Raw genomic sequence first — 17,529 nt, 5'->3', positions numbered from 1 at the left:
GGCTTGGTCGGGGGTGAGGGGTCGGTAGCCCCACCAGGTTTCCACCAGGGGCCAGGGGGCAAGGGGGGGGTAGGTGCGGATGGCTTCGTGGAGGAGGGTGTGGATGCCGCCGGCGGTGGTGCCGCCTTGGAATCCCACATCTTCGCTGGTGGCGCCTACGACCAGTCGGCCATCGCGGCGGGGAACCAGGTAGGCGCTGGCAAAAACCACTTGGTTGAGGCCGGGGGCGTGGGGGGCTTGCAGGGCGAGCATTTGGCCTTTGCGCGGGGCAACGGGCAGAGAGAGGAGCTTTTGTGCCCAGGCACCGGCGGCGAGGATGTAATGGTCTGCTTGGTGGGAAGTGACATCGGTAAGGACCCGCTGGATGGTGGCGTTCTTGGCTTCGAGGCGGACGACGGTTTGTTGGGGAAAGAACTCTACGCCGAGGGAGGTGGCGGCTTGGTGCAGGACTTGGGTGAGTTGGCGGTTGTCCACCTGGCCTTCTTGGGGATACCACCAAGCGCCCTGAAAGTGTGGGCCCAAGCCGGGTTGCTGCTGGTCGAGTTCTGCCCGGTCAAGCCAAATCCCGTGGGGGTTGCTCTGGGTGCGCTCGCTCACGGGCGCGAGGATGCCGCAGGGCCAGTAGCCGGTACTTTGGCCGGTGCGGGCTTCCAGGTCCTGAATCCAGGCGGGGTAGCGTGCCAAGCTGGCCTGACCCAAATCCCGCAGCCCGCCGGGGGGAAGCCGTTCGGCGCCGGGAGCCAGCATCCCTGCCGCGGCATAGGCGGCTGTGCCAGGGAACCCGCCATCGAGAATGCTCACCCGCCGTTGGGTTTTGGCCAGTTCGACGGCGATGCTTAGCCCGATGATGCCGCCCCCGATGATGAGAATGTCCATGTCATGTGGGATGGGTGATGTTTTTATGCTAACGAAACGGGTGGCTTGTTCCGGGAAAAAACTGTGGGATACTGGACGTGGTAGGTACAAGCGAGCAGGATGAGAACCTTTCCCACGTCTGAGACGCTGCGGCGGTTGCCGTTTAGTTTGGCGGATGTGGCGGTTATTTTGGGAACCTTGGTGCTCCTGGCGGTGATCGCGCGGGTGGGGGTGGGGGCGTTGGATGTGTTTCACCCGCCGGTGCAGGTGCCCCGCGTTGACCTGGACCCCCGGAATTTGCCCTACTATGCCGGGCGTTCGACCTTGCGGATGTTTGTGGCGTTATTTTTCTCGACAATTTTTACCCTGGTTTACGGCTATATTGCGGCCAACAGTCGGCGGGCAGAACGGGTGATGATTCCGCTTTTGGATGTGTTGCAGTCGGTGCCGGTGCTGGGGTTTTTGGCAATTACGGTGACGGGGTTTATTGCGCTGTTTCCGGGGAGTTTACTGGGGCTGGAGGCGGCTTCCGTGTTTGCCATTTTTACCAGCCAGGTCTGGAATATGACGTTTTCGTTTTACCAGTCCCTGCGGACGGTGCCCCAGGAGTTGCACGAGGCGGCCACGTTGTATCAGCTTTCGCGTTGGCAGCGGTTTGTGAAATTGGAGGTGCCCTCGGCCATGATTGGCCTGCTGTGGAATGGCATGATGAGCTTTGGGGGGGGCTGGTTTTTTGTGGCCGAAAGCGAGGCCATTAGTGTGCTGAATCAGGAATACACGCTGCCAGGGCTTGGTTCCTACGTGGCGGCGGCCATTGCGGCGGAAAATCTCCCGGCTTTGGGCTGGGCGGTGCTGACCATGGCGGTGGTGATTGTGCTGGTGGACCAGTTGTTTTGGCGGCCTTTGATTGCCTGGGCAGATAAGTTTCGCATGGAGCAAAGTGCGGCTGCCGAAGCCCCGGAATCCTGGGTGTACGATGTGGTGCAGGCAGCGCGGTTGCCGCGGTTGTTGGGCCAGGCGTTGGCGCCGCTGGTTGAGGGGGTAAATCAGTTTTTGTCCCGGTTGACCCGGATGTTGCCGCCGCCGACGATGACCCCGGAGGTCAACCCCCAGCAGGACCGGATTTATAACACCCTTTTGTTGCTGGTGATTGGGTTACTTTTGGCCTGGGGGTTGCATTTTGTGGTGACGACGGTGGGGCTGGCGGAAGTGGGGGTGGTGTTTGGGCTGGGGCTGTTGACCTTGGGGCGGGTGCTGGTTTTGTTGGCGGTGGCGACGTTGATTTGGACGCCGGTGGGGGTAGCGATTGGGTTTCAGCCGCGCCTAGCCCGTTTGTTGCAGCCGGTGGTGCAGTTTTTGGCGGCGTTTCCGGCCAACTTTGTCTTTCCGTTTGCCACGTTGTTTTTTATCCGCACCGGCATTAGTTTGGATTGGGGCAGTATTTTTTTGATGGCGTTGGGTTCCCAGTGGTATATCCTGTTCAATTCGATTGCCGGGGCGCAGAGCATTCCCACGGATTTGCGGGAAATGTGTGCGGATGTGGGGTTGACGGGTTGGCAAAAGTGGCGCAAGTTGATTATTCCGGGGATTTTTTCTGCCTGGGTGACCGGGGGGCTGACCGCCAGTGGCGGGGCGTGGAATGCCAGTATTGTCTCGGAGGTGGTCAGTTGGGGGGACCGCACCCTCAAGGCAACGGGGTTGGGGGCGTATATTACGGAGGCGACGGTGCAGGGGGATTGGGCGCGCATTACCCTGGGAATTGGCATGATGAGTTTGTTTGTGGTCGGGCTGAACCGCTTGGTGTGGCGGCGGCTGTATCTTTTGGCCGAAAGTAAATATCACTTGTGAGGTGGGCGATGACTCCGTTGATTGTGGTGGAACAGGTTTCCAAAAGTTTTCCTTTGCCCCAAGGCAAGGGTGTGTTTTGCGTGCTGAGTGATATTAGTTTCCAACTCCAGTCGGGCGAGGTGGTGGCGCTGCTGGGGCGCAGTGGCAGTGGCAAAAGTACTCTGTTGCGGATCATGGCGGGGTTGATTCCCCCGACCCAGGGGCGGGTGTGGAGCAATGGGAGCTTGTTGCGGGGACCCAACCGGCACGTGGCGATGGTGTTTCAGAGTTTTGCCCTCCTGCCCTGGTTGACGGTGCTCGAGAATGTGGAGTTGGGGTTGGAAGCCCGGGGGGTGGCGCGGGAAGAGCGCAAGCGGCGGGCGTTGAAGGCGATTGACCTGGTGGGTTTAGACGGGTTTGAAAGTGCCTACCCGCGCGAGTTGTCGGGGGGGATGAAACAGCGGGTGGGATTCGCCCGTGCCTTTGCCCTGGAGCCGCCAGTCCTGTTTATGGATGAACCCTTTAGTGCGCTCGATGTGCTCACGGCGGAAAACCTGCGGGGGGAAATTGACGACCTGTGGCAGGCGGGGATGTTTCCTTCCCAGAGCATTCTCATCGTCACCCATAACATTGAGGAGGCGGTGTTTTTGGCCGACCGGGTAATCCTGTTGGGCGCCAATCCTGGCCGGATTCGGGGCGAAGTGGTGATTGATTTACCCCGTCCCCACGACCGCACTTCTTCCCGCTTCAAGGCCCTGGTGGATTACATTTACACGGTGATGACCAACCCGGATATTGAAGTGACGGGCAAGGTAGAAGTGGCCCAGCCGCCCCAGCCTACCTCTCCGTTTGCGCAACCGTTGCCCCATGTGCGGGTGGGGGGAATTAGCGGTCTGTTGGAGTTGGTGGTCGAGCAGCCCAATGCCCAGGTGGACATTCCCCTGTTGGCAGAGCGGCTACAAATGGCGGTAGATGACCTGTTGCCCATTCTGGATGCGGCCCGGATGTTGGGGTTTGCGGAGGTGTCCCAGGGGGATGTGCGTTTGACGCCGGTGGGCCAGGACTTTGCCACGACCACGATTTTACGCAGTAAGGATTTGTTCCGCCAGCAGGCGTTGCAGAATGTGCCGGTGCTGGTGAGTATGGTGCAGACCCTACGGGAAAAGCGCAGCCATTCGATGGGAGCGGATTTTTTCCTGGATTTGTGGGATGACTATTTTCCCCGGGCGGAGGCGGAACGGTTGTTTGCCACTGCGGTGGACTGGGGGCGCTATGCGGAATTGTTTGAATACGATGCTGATGAAGGACGGCTTTATCTTTCGGAGTCCAGCACGGCCAATGACGCCCTGCCGGTGGAGGAAGAAACGGCTTAGGGGGTGGTTTTGCCCTCTAAATAGCTAAGTAGCGGTAATTGCGGCCATAGGTCGCTGGGGACGTGGGTACGCACCGCTTCGAGGAGGAGGTGTTCCAACGGCCAGCGATGGACGTTCACCAGGTGGAGCAGCAACTCGGCAGCGTAATCCTGATAATTGAGCACATCCATCATGCAGGCCAATTTGCATATCCGTTCCGGTGTTCGCCAATCCGGGGGGGTCTCCGGCGCCAGTAAATCCCGCACATATACGGCATCCCCCCAGAGTTTTTGCCCTCGATAATAGGAGACGCTTGTGAGGGGAAATGCGCGCCTGGCAACGCCCTGGTGGAGGTCTAGGTGCATCAAGGTAAACCCCTGGGCGCGCATAAACCTATCTAAATCGGCAAACAGGGGTTGTCCTACATACAGCGGCGAAAAAGTCACTTCCGTTTGGACCACCAACAGACTGTGGTTGAGCACATGCTGCGCCCCCCGCAGGACATCCAAATCCGCCCCCTGCACATCGGTTCCTAGAAAGTCAATCTCGGCAATGCCTGCTTCGTGACAGAAGGTATCCAAGGTAGTGGTTTCCACCTCCACGGTGAAATCCAATGCCATCACCTCATGTAACCAACTGAAGCGGCTCAGATAGGACTCGTTGGGCGGGTACAGGGAAGAACACATCGGGTTTTTCGTCACATAAAGGGTTCTTGTGCCGCAGGTGTCACTGAGGGCCAAGGGTAAATGCTGTTCTGTCCAGTTAATGTGCTGTTCTGTCAGGAGGGCATTGGCCGCCTCGCAGGCATCCGCATCCACGTCAAAGCCATAAATGGTGAGGTTGGGGGCAAAGACCGACCAGCCCTGATTTCCCCAATCATCTTGCTCGGAAATTTTCCGAGAACCCACATTGACCACCGTCATGGTTAGGTTGTCCAGATAACCTTGCGCCTTGAGTAGGGGGGTAAACAGGGGGGGCATCGCCAATACCAGGTGACATGACAGTCTTATTGTGCCTCATGGGTTCCCTAGGCTAGGAGCAGCTCAGCCCCCGCCCGGTCAGTAACCAATAGCGGTGAGAAACGCCTGCACCTTGGCCCAACTGTAGGGGAGCAAATCCGGGCGGTCGCTGTTGAGGGTCACCAAACCGGTTTGGGCGCGAAACCAGGTGCGTTGCCGCTTGGCTAACTGGCAGGTGTGTTTGACAATCAGGGCTTGCGCCGTCTCCAGGGTATCATGACCGGCTAAGTAATTGCTGATTTCTTGATAGCCCAAAGTTTTGAGTAAAGGCAGGTCCGGCCCATATTTGGCGCGTAATTGTTCCGTTTCTTGCACCAAGCCCTCGGCGATCATCTGCCGGGTGCGGCGCTGGATACGCTCTGCCAAACGGTCGCTATCCACATACAACCACAAAACCGGATAGGGCGGCGGCTGTTGCCCCTGGAGTTGCGACAGCGGCACCCCCGTCACGTAATACACTTCCAAGGCCCGCAGGGTGCGCACCGGGTCGTGGGGATGGATTTTGGCGGCGCTGGCTGGGTCCACCTGCTGGAGAAAGGCGTAGCGTTCCCCTTGGCTGTAGGTACTCAGTTGCGCCCGCAAGGTCGGTTGGGGCGCCACCGGTGGAATGGACAACCCCCGGACCACCGCCTGAATGTACAGCCCACTTCCCCCCACCAACACCGGAATTTTCCCCCGTCCCTGCCACTGGGCAATCAACGCCTGCGCCGCCCGCTGATACTCCGCCACCGTCACCTGCACCGTCGGCGCCACCCAATCGATCAAAAAATGGGGAACTTGCGCCCGTTGCGCTGGTGTGGGCTTGGCCGTGCCAATATCCAACTCCCGATAGACCTGGCGGGAATCCGCATTGATAATCACACTGTTTAATTTCTGGGCCAACGCAATCCCCAACTCGGTTTTGCCGGTTGCCGTTGGGCCACAGATCACGATTAAAGCCAGGATTCCACCCCCGCGTCAAAATCTGCCTGCTTGCCGTTTTGAGGGAGTTTTTATGCATTTTGTGCTAAAATTATAGCGAATTTGCGGTGTATTTTTTCTTTTTGCTTTTAGGAGATTTGGGCATGACCGCCACCTACGGCGCTGACCAGATTCAGGTTTTGGAGGGTTTAGAAGCGGTACGCAAGCGGCCTGGGATGTACATAGGGAGTACGGGGTCCAAGGGCCTGCATCACCTGGTGTACGAGGTGGTGGACAATTCGGTGGACGAGGCGCTGGCGGGTTTTTGCACCCATATCGAAGTGGATTTGTACCCCGATGGTTCGGTCATGGTCACGGACAATGGCCGGGGCATTCCCACGGGCATCCACCCCAAAACGGGCAAATCGGCGCTGGAAACGGTGATGACGGTGCTGCACGCCGGGGGGAAATTCGGCGGGGAGAATGGGGGCTACAAGGTATCAGGCGGTCTGCACGGGGTGGGGGTGTCGGTGGTCAACGCCCTGTCGGCCCAGGTGGAAGTGGTGGTCTGGCGGGAGGGGCGGGAGTTTCGCCAGCGGTTTGAGCGGGGCAAACCGGTGACGGAGTTGCTCAGCATGCCCTTGACCGAAGAGCGGCGGGGGACGGCGGTGCGGTTTCGCCCGGACCCGGAAATTTTCAAAGAAACGACGGAATTTGAATTTAGCCTCCTGGCCACCCGGTTGCGGGAATTGGCCTATTTGAATGCCGGAATTCAAATTAGTTTGCGGGATTATCGCAAGGAGCCGCCGCGCCTGGAAACCTTTTGTTTTTTGGGCGGTATTCGTGAGTACGTCAGCTACTTAAACCAAGATAAACAACCCCTGCACGAGGAAGTGATTTACATCCAAGGGGAACGCCAGCAGGTGCAGGTGGAAGTGGCCCTGCAGTGGTGCGCCGATGCCTATGCAGACAATGTTTTGGGGTTTGCCAACAATATCCGCACCGCGGACGGGGGCACGCATTTGGAGGGCTTCAAAGCGGTGCTGACCCGGACGATCAATGCCCTGGCGCGCAAGCGCAACAAACTCAAGGAACAGGATGCCAATTTGGCAGGGGAACATATCCGGGAAGGCTTGGCGGCGGTGGTTGCCGTGAAGGTGCCCAACCCCGAATTTGAAGGGCAAACCAAAACCAAATTGGGCAATACGGAAGTGCGGGGGATTGTGGAGGCGTTGGTGGGGGAGGCACTCATGGAATTTTTGGAATTGCGTCCCCAGGTGGCCGATGCCATTTTGGATAAGGCCATTCAAGCCTATCAGGCGGCGGAGGCAGCGCGTCGGGCACGGGAATTGGTGCGGCGCAAATCGGTGTTGGAATCCTCCACCTTGCCGGGAAAATTGGCCGATTGCAGCAGCCGCGACCCCCGGGAATGCGAGTTGTTTATTGTGGAAGGAGACAGTGCAGGAGGGAGTGCCAAACAGGCGCGAGACCGGCGGTTTCAGGCGATTTTGCCCCTGCGCGGCAAAATTATTAATATTGAAAAAACGGACGATGCGCGGGTCTATAAAAATGCGGAAATTCAAGCCCTGATCATGGCGATTGGGTTGGGGATCAAGGGGGAAGAATTCGATGTTTCAAAATTGCGTTATCACCGCATTATTCTTCTTACGGATGCGGATGTGGATGGGGCGCACATTCGCACCCTGTTGCTTACCTTTTTCTATCGCTACCAGCGCCCGATTGTGGAAGAGGGCTATATCTACATTGGCTGTCCGCCCTTGTACAAGCTAGAACGGGCCCGCCCCCGGCAGGTGATTTACTGCTACAACGACCGGGAGTTAGAGGCGGCCAAACAGGCGCTGCCTGCCCAGGCCAGTTACACCATTCAGCGGTTCAAAGGGTTAGGGGAAATGATGCCGGAGCAGTTGTGGCAAACGACGATGAATCCCGAAACCCGCACGCTCAAACGGGTCACGGTGGAGGATGCCGCGGAAGCGGACCGTTTGTTTACGATTTTGATGGGGGACCGGGTGCCGCCCCGCCGCGAATTTATCGAAACCTATGCGTCGCAGTTGAGTTTGGCCGAATTGGATATTTGATTAACCCATATCGCCGACGCGCAACGCCCCGGCATAAACCAGACCCCTGGGTACATCCAACGTGACAATGGCGCCGTCGCGGATCAACTGGGTGGCATTTTTGACCCCCAGGATGACCGGCACCCCCAAGCGCAGGCCGATCACCGCGGCATGGCTGGTCAAACTCTCGTCCTCGGTAATGATCCCTGCCGCGCGCCGCATCGGTTCGACCAACTGCACATCGGTTTGGGGGGCCACCAAAATCTCCCCATTCTGGAAATCCGTCAGCCGCTCCCCCGAGCGCAACACCCTTGCCCGCCCGCTGACCAGCCCTTGGCCGACGCCTACCCCCTGGGCCAAAAGCGCGCTCACCATGCCCACCTTGATCAAATCGGTGGAACCCGGCACCCCCGGCAAGGTACCCGCCGTCATCACCACCAAATCCCCTTCCTTGAGCCAGCCCCGCTCCTGGGCCATCGCCATCGCCACCTGGAAGGTTTGTCCCGCCGTCGGCAACTCCAGCACCAGCAGGGGCCGCACCCCCCAGACCAGTTGCAACTGCCGCGCCACCTCGATGTGGGGCGTCACCGCCACAATTGCCGTGCGGGGCCGGAACTTAGACACATTGCGCGCCGTTGCGCCCGTCTTGGTCAGAGTCAAAATCGCCCCGGCGCCCAACTCGCTGGCCACATCGCTGACTGCCTTGCTGATGGCATTGGCAATGGCCTGCCCCCCACTTTGAAAAGGCCGGGAATACACCCCCTGCATCCCCGGTTGCAGACATTCCTGCTCGATATGCCGGGCAATTTTATCCAGGGTTTGCACTGCCAGCACCGGATAGTTGCCCGTGGCCGTTTCATTGGAGAGCATCACCGCATCCGTGCCATCCAAGATGGCATTGGCCACATCCGACACTTCCGCCCGGGTCGGGCGCGGCGACGTCGCCATACTGTCAAGCATCTGGGTTGCCGTAATCACCGGAATTCCCAGGCGGTTGGCCGTGGCAATCAACCGTTTTTGCAGCAGCGGCACCTCCTGGGCCGGCATTTCCACCCCCAGGTCGCCCCGCGCCACCATCACCCCATCGCACACGGACAACACCGCCTCCATCTGGGCAATCGCCTCGTGCTTTTCAATCTTGGCCACCACCGGCACCCGGTAGCCCTTTTGCGCTATCAACTCCTTCAACTCCAGCACATCCTCCGGGTTGCGGACAAAACTCAGGGCCACCCAATCCACCCCCTGCTCCAGGCCAAACAGCACATCCTCCCGGTCCTTATCCGTCAGCGCCTTCACCGACAGGGACACCCCTGGGAAATTCACCCCCTTGTGGTTGGACAACACCCCGCCGACGGTCACCCGGCAGTGCAACGCCTTCGCCGCCGCCTCCACCGCCTCCACCCGCATTTCCACCCGGCCATCGTCCAGGAGAATGGTGGCCCCCACCGGCACCTCCTGCGCCAACCGGTCATAGCTGACAAACCCCCGCTGCTGCGTACAGGGCACTGGTTCACTGGTGAGAATATAGGGGTCGCCCGCCTGCACCACCACACTCCCTGCCGGGAACTTGCCCAGACGAATTTTCGGGCCTTGCAAATCCTGCAAAATGCCCACCGGTTGGTTCAACTCAAAGGCCAACTGGCGAATCGTGCGGATATGCCGCCGGTGGTCCGCGTGACTCCCGTGGGAAAAATTCAACCGAAAGGTATTCACCCCCGCCTCAATCATGGCACGCAGAATTTCCGGGGTCTCACAGGCCGGGCCGACCGTGGCCACAATTTTGGTCCGTCGAAAGGGAGCACCCATCCTACCCAACCCTGCGCCAACCGCACAAAACAAGAGATACGATCAGTGATTGTAAACGGGGAACCACCCCCCTGCGGGATTTTCCCCCCACAACTTTTAGGAATGGCAGCGGCCTCAACCGTCGAGAAACCGCCGGGTGAGGTCTTGGTAGCTCTCAATCCGCCGGTCCCGCCAAAACGGCCACCCCTGCCGCTGGGTTTCAATCTGGGTCAAATCCAACGTCGCCGTGAGCACCGCCGCCCCCTCCACCGGCCCCCGCACCAACACCTGCCCGTCCGGCCCACAGACAAAACTCTGCCCCCAAAACTCGATCCCCCCCTCGGCGCCAGGGGTCGGCTCCCAACCCGCCCGATTCACCGCCACCACAAAACACCCATTGGCGATGGCATGGCTCCGTTGGATCACCTCCCACGCCTCCCATTGCGCCTGCCCCCGCACCGGTTTCTCCCAGGGATGCCAACCAATGGCCGTCGGGTAAAACAAAATCTGCGCCCCCCGCATCGCCGTCAACCGAGCCGCCTCCGGGTACCACTGGTCCCAGCAGACCAGCAGGCCCAGCCGGCCATAGGTACTGTCGAACACCTGATAGGACAAATCCCCAGGAGTAAAATAAAACTTTTCGTAATACAGCGGGTCATCGGGGATGTGCATCTTGCGGTATTTGCCCAGATAACCCTTGCGTCCGTCGAGTGCCACCGCCGTATTGTGGTAAATGCCTGCCGCCCGCTTTTCAAACAGACTGGCAATAATCACAATATCCAGCTCTGTCGCCAGTTTTTGTAATGCTTCTGTACTGGGGCCAGGAATCGGTTCGGCCAGGGCAAATGCTGCGTAATCTTCCGTCTGGCAGAAATAGCGCGTGCGAAACAATTCGGGCAGACAGACGATCTGTGCCCCTTGGCCGGCCGCTTGCCGAATGCCCGCTGCGGCCTTTTGGTCGTTTACATGGGGGTCGGGGTCGCAGACCATTTGCACCAAACCCACCGTCACCGGTTCCATCACCCAGGCATCCCCTACTGGTGTTTCCTACCATAGCCATCCTAAGCGATGGGGGAACCAGCCTTCCCAGAAAATCAGCTTCCAGACGTGGCCTCCGGGCCGACGATGCCCATGTGAAAAGACCTGTTGGCCGAGAACCGCCGCCGGCCTAGCTCTCTACCAAGGCCTCCAGTTTGCGGCGATCCGGCAGGTACAAATGGTCGGGGTCCGGGCGGGTGAGCAGCCCCTCCTGTTCCAGTTTTTTCAAAACACGGGTGACGGTTTCGCGGGTGAGGCCGCAGAGATTGCCCAATTCCCGGTGGGGGAGATTGGGAATGAGCACCCCACCCCGTTCCACTTGCCCCTGCCCCTCGGCCAGAAAGAGCAACACATCGGCTAACCGGGCGCTGCTTTCCGATTCCCGCACCTGCAAACGGCGGTTCAACTGCTGAATCCGTTTGACCAGCAATTGCGCCAGGCGAAAGCCCACCTGCGGTTCGGTGTGGATCAAATCCCGAAAGTCCTCCGCTGGCATACTCCCTACGGTCACCGGCGTCAGGGCCACCACATCGCTGGAGCGGGGCGAGGATTCGAGGCTGGCCATTTCCCCAAAAATGTTCCCTGGCCCCAGGATGTTTAACGTGATGTCCCGTCCCTCCCGGTTACGGGTGACAATTTTTACCCAGCCCTGTACAAGCAAGTACACACAATCCCCCCAATCCTGCTCCAAAAGCAGGGTCGCCCCCGCCGGATGTTGCCGCATGACCAACCGCTGACTGGCCCGGTTTTGGACCGGGGTGGGTAGCCCGTGAAACAGAACGGTCGAGTTGAGAAATTCGGTCAAGGTCGGTGTGGGCATGGGCCGGCGCTGACGTGGGCATAGTTTCATTGTACTTTTTTCATTTTCCGAGAAATTGGTGTCCCTGCCCAGAGGTTGGGTGCCGAAATCTGCTAAAATACACCGTGACCTGGCCAGTCACAAGGGAGCAGCTTGTGGGTTTATTCAGTCGTTTTTCACGGGATATGGGGATTGACCTGGGCACGGCCAACACGTTGGTCTACGTGTCCGGTCGGGGGGTGGTGTTGCAGGAACCCTCGGTGGTGGCGATTGACCAGGAGTTGAAGGTGCCCCTGGCGGTGGGGGAAGACGCCAAGCGGATGTTGGGGCGGACGCCGGGGAATGTGGTGGCGGTGCGGCCTCTGCGAGATGGGGTGATTGCCGATTTCGATACGGCGGAATTGATGTTGAAGCATTTTATCCGCCAAGTGCATGGGGGACGTTCCCTGGCCCAACCCCGGATTGTGATTGGCATTCCCAGCGGGGTAACGGGGGTAGAACGGCGGGCGGTGATTGATGCGGCCATGCGGGCGGGTGCCCGGAAGGTGGATTTGATTGATGAACCGGTGGCGGCGGCGATTGGGGCGGGTTTGCCGGTGGACCAGCCGATTGGCAACATGATTGTGGATATTGGCGGCGGCACGACGGAAGTGGCGGTGTTGAGTTTGCAGGGGGTGGTGCTGAGCGAATCCGTGCGGGTGGCGGGGGATGAACTCAGCGAAGCGATCATGAATTATATGAAAAAGGTGCATAACCTGGTGATTGGGGAGCGGACGGCGGAGGACATCAAAATTGACGCGGGTTCTGCCTATCCGGTGGGGAACGACGACCAGGTGGTGGAGGTGCGGGGGTTGCATTTGCTGTCGGGGCTGCCGCGCACGGTGACGATCAAGGCGCCGGAGGTGCGAGAAAGCATGGCGGAGCCGCTGGCGGTGATTGTGGATGCGGTAAAGCGCACCCTGGAGCGCACGCCGCCGGAATTGGCTGCCGACATTGTGGACCGGGGGATTGTGTTGGCAGGGGGCGGCGCCCTGTTGCGGGGGTTGGACACCCTGATTAGCCATGAAACGGGGATTGTGGTCCACATTGCCCCGGAACCCTTAAATTGCGTGGTATTGGGCACCGGAAAGGTGCTAGAAAGTTCGCGCGGGCTGGAACGAGTCTTTAGCAGCCGTTCCGGTTAGGGCTGGAATCGGTGTAGGATAGGGGCAGTTTGCGTGCGGTGCAATGGCCCGGTTTGGACTCCTCCGGCGGTGGTGGCAGCGTTATACCGCCCAGATTCTCGGTGGTGTTGGGGTGGTCGCGTTGGCGGTCTATTGGCAAACGACGCAAGCCTGGGTGCTGCGGGAATTGTATCGCAGCTTACAAGGGGGAAGGGTGCCGGATACGCGCCTGGTGGATGCGCGGGTGCAGGAGTTGGAAGTGCAGGTGCAGGCGTTGCAGCTCCAAAACCGCCAGTTGCAGCAGTTACTGAAGTATCAGCAGCAAATGCCTTTGGCGACAGTGGCGACGACGGTGGTGGGGCGCAGCGCCGGGCATTGGTGGCAGCAAATTTGGGTGGGAGAAGGCAGTACCAAGGGGATTATGCCGGGAGCGGTGGTGTTGGCGCCGGGGGGGGTAGTAGGGCGGGTGTTGGATGTGACGCCCCATACCAGCCGGGTGTTGTTGGTTACCGACCCCAGCAGTAAGGTGGGGGTGATGGTCAACCGTTCGCGCGCGATGGGGATTTTGGTGGGGCAGGGGACGGAGCAGACGGTGGTGGAATTTTTTGACAAAAATCCCGATGTGAAACCGGGGGATGCCCTGGTCACCTCCCCTTTTAGCACGATCTTTCCGGCGGGGATTGCAGTGGGCAAAGTTGAAAGTATTGATTGGCGGGCGATGCCTGCGCCCCGGGCCGTTGTGCAGCTTTATGCCCCGGTTGACCGGCTGGAATGGGTGTTGGTGCAAAGTTATGGGGCGAAATCGCCTCTCCTCCATCCCTAGGTTGGGGAGGCTGCTGGCTACGGTGGTATCGGCCTGGGCTGCCCTGGCGCTTTTGCCTTTGCGGTGGCCGGGGATGGAGTTGGCAGGCATTGGCCCGGACTGGCCGTTGATCTGGGTGGTGGCCTGGAGTGTCAAACGCACGGCTTGGCAGGGCTTAATCGCCGGGGTGACCCTAGGGGTTTGGCAGGATGCGCTGGTCAATCCGGGGGAGGGCTGGTGGCCGTCCCATGCCCTGGGATTGGGGGTAGTGGGCGTTTTGACGGCGCTGTTGCAAAAAGACCGCTTGATTCAGGAGGATTTTATTTCGGTGGCGTTGATTGTCTTTGCGATGGCGGTCATCAGCGAGACGGTGATGGCGGTGCAATGGAGTCTTCTGGGTCACCGTCTCCTGGGGCAAATTTGGTGGGACCACCAGCGGTTAACTCTGGCATCGGCCATCCTCAGCAGTCTCTGGGCGCCTTTGGTGTATGTGCCCCTCAGTCGCCTGTGGTACAACGATTGAGCGGCCCATGTCCTTAGCTCCCTGGCGTACGCCCTTGGCCCGTGCCCTCCACCGCAACCGTGCTTTGGCCTACAGCCGCTACGCCCAATTGGCCACCGTAGACCCCCAGGGCCGCCCCCACAACCGCACCCTGGTCGTTCGGGGTTTTGTCGGAGACACCAATACCTTGGAATTCATCACCGACCGACGCAGCGCCAAAGTTGCCCAAATTCACCACCAGCCCTGGGGGGAACTGTGCTGGTACTTCCCTGAGACCCGCGAGCAATTTCGCCTGGCCGGTCCATTGCAACTCATAGACGATAGCACAGAGGATGTGTTTGCCCAAACGGCACGGTGTCAGCGCTGGCAGAGTTTATCCCCCCGGAGCCGCCAGCCATTTACCTGGCCGCCTCCCGGTCAACCCCGCCAGGGAGACTTGCCCCAAGACCTGCCTTTGGGCACCACACCGCCGGCCCACTTTTGTTTGCTGTGGTTGCACCCCCAGCGGGTGGAGCATCTGGAGCTGCGCGGCCATCCCCAAAATCGGTACTGTTATCAAATGGCCGCAAACCAGACCTGGACCGTCCAGGAAGTGAATCCCTAGCCCCTATTCCCGGCGGTCCAACCCGGCAGGCGTCACCCCCGATAGCTGTTCCATCGCCGCCAGCGCCGCCTGCGAACCTGCCAAAATGTCCCGCTCCTCCCCGCCGAGGTACACCCGGCCAAAACTGCCAAATGGCTGCACGTCCAGGATGTTAATGAGGGCGGCTTTTTCCGCTTCATTGGCTGCTAAAGGGGCATAGGCCGCCGGTTCCACCTCCAAGATATACAGGGTTTGGCCCGCCAAAATCATCTGTCCGCGCCGCATGCGGTTAATCAGTTGGGCCTGGTGGGGGTCAATGTTGCGGATCACCTGGCTCGACACCACCCGCGGTTTCAGCCGTTGTTGTTCTTGCACCCCCAAGGCGGCGAGAATGGCCTGTCCTGCCGAACGCACTTCCCCTTGCCGACTGGCATGGATTTCCAGCAGACCGTAGAGCCGTTCGACCACCTGCACCCCTGGTCGCACCAGATTGGACTTCAAGGCCACATCGGTAATGCGGTTGATTTCAATCCCCGGCGAAATTTCCACCCACAGGGACGCATCCCCCGGCAGCGGCAAAAACCCAGAGGACACCGTACCCAGATAGGCGGCATACTGGGGTTGCAGACTGTCAATGTACACATAGCTGCGCAAGGTCGCGCCCACAACCGGCTGCCTCCAGGGAGAACCATACCCCAGTGTAAAGGGAAGGGGCGGGGAATTTTTGCACCCAGGGCTGGATTCTGGTACAGTGAGGGTACGGTCGGTGCGTAAATCCCTTGGTGACCCAAAAAGGAGTGACGGTGTGATGGTGGAACGCGGAGCAACCCTGGACTATCAAAGCGAAGCCTATCGCGATGCCTACAGCCGCATCAATGCCATTGTGATTGAAGGGGAACAAGAGGCGGCGGAAAACTACGTCCACATTGCCGAATTGCTCGCCGACCACCGGGAAGAATTGCTCTCCCTAGCCAAGATGGAAAGCCGTCACAAAAAAGGGTTTGAAGCCTGTGGTCGCAACTTGCAGGTGACGCCCGATTTGCCCTTTGCCAAGCAATTTTTTGCCAAGTTGCGGGCGAATTTTCAAAAAGCCTTTGCCGTCGGGGATGTGGTGACCTGTTTGTTGATTCAAGCCTTGATTATCGAAGCGTTTGCGATTTCCGCGTATAACATTTACATTCCCGTTGCCGACCCCTTTGCCCGCAAAATTACGGAAGGGGTGGTCAAGGATGAATACCTGCATTTGAATTTTGGGCAGCGGTGGCTCAAAGAACACTTTGCGGAAGTGAAAGACCGTTTGAAGGAGGCCAATCGGGAGAATTTGCCCTTGGTGTGGCAAATGTTGAATGAGGTCGAGGAGGATGCGGCGCAATTGGGCATGGAGAAAGCGGCCTTGGTGGAGGATTTTTTGATTGCCTATGGCGATGCCCTCGCAGAGATTGGCTTTACCACGCGGGAAGTGATGCAATTGACGGCCATGGGTTTGGCGGCCTAGCCTTTTCTGCTATTTGGCAGGGGGTTTTTCGCTATCCTGGGGTAGGTTGCTGCGGGGAACGCCGTTTATGTTTGGATTGATCGGCCATCTGACGAGTTTGGAGCACGCCCAAGCGCTGGCCTACGAGTTGGGGTATTTGGAATATGCGGAGCGGGATTTAGATTTTTGGTGCATGGCGCCCCCGCAAACCCTTGATGAAATCAAGGTACGCAGCCTTACTGGACAGGTGATTGAAGGCCGGTACATTGAATCCTGTTTTGTGCCAGAAATGCTCTCCCAAAATCGTTTCAAAGCGGCGACCCGGAAGGTCATCAATGCGATGGCGCACGCCCAAAAACAAGGTATTGACATTACGGCGTTGGGAGGCTTTACTTCGATCATTTTTGAGAATTTCAACCTGGAACAAATCCGCGACGTTCGCAATGTATCTTTGGATTTCAAGCGGTTTACCACCGGCAATACCCACACGGCTTATATCATTACCCGCCAAATGGAATTGGTCGCGCCTGAGATGGGGATTGACCTAGAACACGCCTGTATTTTGGTGTGTGGTGCCACAGGGGATATTGGCAGTGCGGTGTGCCGTTGGTTGGCCTATCATTTCCCCAAGGCGGATTTATTGTTGGTGGCGCGCAATCACCAGCGGTTGCAGGAATTTCAGCAAGAATTGGGCACAGGGCGGATATTGTCCCTAACCGAGGCCTTGCCATTGGCGGATGTGGTGGTCTGGGTTGCCAGTATGCCCAAGGGCATGGATATTGACCCGACGCAGTTAAAACATCCCTGTCTCATGATTGATGGGGGTTATCCGAAAAATTTGCGTACCAAAATTCAACATCCCCAAGTACGGGTGTTGCAAGGGGGTATGGTGGAGCATGCTTTGGATATTGACTGGAAAGTCATCTCTTCTTTGGTGGATATGAATGTGCTGGAACGACAAATGTATGCCTGTTTTGCTGAGGCCATGATCTTGGAATTTGAGGGGTGGCATACGAATTTTTCTTGGGGGCGCAACCAGATTACGTTGGAAAAAATGGCACAGATTGGGGCGGCTTCCGTCAAACACGGGTTTCGCCCCTTGTTGCGGTGATGGGCTGAAGAAAACAACTCACCCCTTAGGAGTGAACTCTGCACAAAAAAGTTCACAAATTCGCGTCCGGCAAAAGGCTGGACGAGAACATTTTTTGTGATATAGTCATTTCAAACAAGTTTGCGACATTTGCCTTTGCCTGCGAACTTTTGGCAAATCCAATCAATCTTAACTAGCGGTAGGCACTACCTCCCCCTATGCCTAACCCATCAATATTCATTCAATTTCTAAGTCGGTTCCA

Annotated in this window: 16 protein-coding genes; 9 read left to right on the top strand and 7 right to left on the bottom strand. The window is 58.5% G+C overall.

Annotated elements, in window-relative coordinates:
- Positions 1–876 (bottom strand): glycine oxidase ThiO (gene thiO / locus ACWISF_RS02370; protein ID WP_448379989.1); only part of this gene is annotated, 876 nt, incomplete at its 3' end.
- 99 nt (positions 877–975) lie between these two features.
- On the opposite strand from thiO, the gene ACWISF_RS02365 reads away from it, so the two are divergent.
- Both ACWISF_RS02365 and ACWISF_RS02360 read left to right on the top strand, forming a co-directional pair.
- Positions 976–2,703, top strand: coding sequence for an ABC transporter permease (locus ACWISF_RS02365; RefSeq protein WP_448379988.1), 1,728 nt, complete (start codon positions 976–978; stop codon positions 2,701–2,703).
- An 8-nt stretch (positions 2,704–2,711) separates the two neighbouring features.
- Positions 2,712–4,055, top strand: a complete 1,344-nt coding sequence (locus tag ACWISF_RS02360; RefSeq protein WP_448379987.1) for an ABC transporter ATP-binding protein — start codon at positions 2,712–2,714, stop codon at positions 4,053–4,055.
- Here ACWISF_RS02360 and ACWISF_RS02355 read toward each other — a convergent pair.
- Together ACWISF_RS02355 and miaA are read right to left on the bottom strand one after the other, a co-directional pair.
- Positions 4,052–5,014 carry an FkbM family methyltransferase gene (locus tag ACWISF_RS02355; RefSeq protein ID WP_448379986.1) on the bottom strand — a complete coding sequence of 321 codons (963 nt, stop codon included), beginning with the start codon at positions 5,012–5,014 and terminating at the stop codon, positions 4,052–4,054. The genes ACWISF_RS02360 and ACWISF_RS02355 overlap by 4 nt on opposite strands.
- 78 nt (positions 5,015–5,092) lie before the next feature.
- Complete coding sequence (gene miaA, locus ACWISF_RS02350; protein WP_448379992.1) at positions 5,093–5,986, bottom strand: tRNA (adenosine(37)-N6)-dimethylallyltransferase MiaA; 894 nt, start codon at positions 5,984–5,986, stop codon at positions 5,093–5,095.
- Positions 5,987–6,117: 131 nt separating this feature from the next.
- On the opposite strand from miaA, the gene gyrB reads away from it, so the two are divergent.
- Positions 6,118–8,052, top strand: coding sequence for a DNA topoisomerase (ATP-hydrolyzing) subunit B (gyrB, locus tag ACWISF_RS02345; protein WP_448379985.1), 1,935 nt, complete (start codon positions 6,118–6,120; stop codon positions 8,050–8,052).
- On the opposite strand, the gene pyk is transcribed toward gyrB, so the two are convergent.
- The 3 genes from pyk to ACWISF_RS02330 form a co-directional block, all read right to left on the bottom strand.
- Entirely contained in the window at positions 8,053–9,837 is a 1,785-nt protein-coding gene (gene pyk, locus ACWISF_RS02340) for a pyruvate kinase (protein ID WP_448379984.1), read from the bottom strand. It lies immediately after the preceding gene.
- Between the two features lie 114 nt (positions 9,838–9,951).
- A complete protein-coding gene (locus ACWISF_RS02335) occupies positions 9,952–10,836 on the bottom strand; it encodes a carbon-nitrogen hydrolase (RefSeq protein WP_448379991.1) in 885 nt (294 codons plus the stop codon).
- 148 nt (positions 10,837–10,984) lie between these two features.
- Positions 10,985–11,674, bottom strand: a complete 690-nt coding sequence (locus ACWISF_RS02330) for a Crp/Fnr family transcriptional regulator (RefSeq protein WP_448379983.1) — start codon at positions 11,672–11,674, stop codon at positions 10,985–10,987.
- A 134-nt stretch (positions 11,675–11,808) separates the two neighbouring features.
- Between ACWISF_RS02330 and ACWISF_RS02325 the strand changes: the two genes are divergently transcribed.
- From ACWISF_RS02325 to ACWISF_RS02310, 4 genes are read left to right on the top strand one after another with little or no spacing between them, the layout of a single operon-like run.
- Positions 11,809–12,837: a rod shape-determining protein gene (locus tag ACWISF_RS02325; protein WP_448379982.1), complete on the top strand. Its 1,029-nt coding sequence runs from the start codon at positions 11,809–11,811 to the stop codon at positions 12,835–12,837.
- A 43-nt stretch (positions 12,838–12,880) separates the two neighbouring features.
- Complete coding sequence (mreC, locus tag ACWISF_RS02320; protein WP_448379981.1) at positions 12,881–13,639, top strand: rod shape-determining protein MreC; 759 nt, start codon at positions 12,881–12,883, stop codon at positions 13,637–13,639.
- 22 nt (positions 13,640–13,661) lie between these two features.
- Entirely contained in the window at positions 13,662–14,141 is a 480-nt protein-coding gene (gene mreD / locus ACWISF_RS02315) for a rod shape-determining protein MreD (protein ID WP_448379980.1), read from the top strand.
- Positions 14,142–14,148: 7 nt separating this feature from the next.
- Positions 14,149–14,724 (top strand): Npun_F5749 family FMN-dependent PPOX-type flavoprotein, encoded by a 576-nt coding sequence (locus ACWISF_RS02310; RefSeq protein WP_448379979.1) that lies wholly within the window; start codon positions 14,149–14,151, stop codon positions 14,722–14,724.
- Between the two features lie 3 nt (positions 14,725–14,727).
- Here the strand turns inward: ACWISF_RS02310 and ACWISF_RS02305 are convergent, their stop codons facing one another.
- The gene (locus ACWISF_RS02305) at positions 14,728–15,369 is read right to left on the bottom strand and encodes a hypothetical protein (RefSeq protein WP_448379978.1); all 642 of its coding nucleotides are present in this window, start codon (positions 15,367–15,369) and stop codon (positions 14,728–14,730) included.
- Positions 15,370–15,511: 142 nt separating this feature from the next.
- Between ACWISF_RS02305 and ACWISF_RS02300 the strand changes: the two genes are divergently transcribed.
- Together ACWISF_RS02300 and ACWISF_RS02295 are read left to right on the top strand one after the other, a co-directional pair.
- Positions 15,512–16,198, top strand: a complete 687-nt coding sequence (locus tag ACWISF_RS02300) for an aldehyde oxygenase (deformylating) (RefSeq protein WP_448379990.1) — start codon at positions 15,512–15,514, stop codon at positions 16,196–16,198.
- A 67-nt stretch (positions 16,199–16,265) separates the two neighbouring features.
- A complete protein-coding gene (locus ACWISF_RS02295) occupies positions 16,266–17,288 on the top strand; it encodes a long-chain acyl-[acyl-carrier-protein] reductase (protein ID WP_448379977.1) in 1,023 nt (340 codons plus the stop codon).
- The last annotated feature ends 241 nt before the right edge of the window (positions 17,289–17,529 follow it).

The sequence above is a fragment of the Gloeomargarita sp. genome (assembly GCF_053491055.1).
Note: the sequence above shows the minus strand (reverse complement) of the source record. Positions and strands in the feature narration are given on the sequence as shown.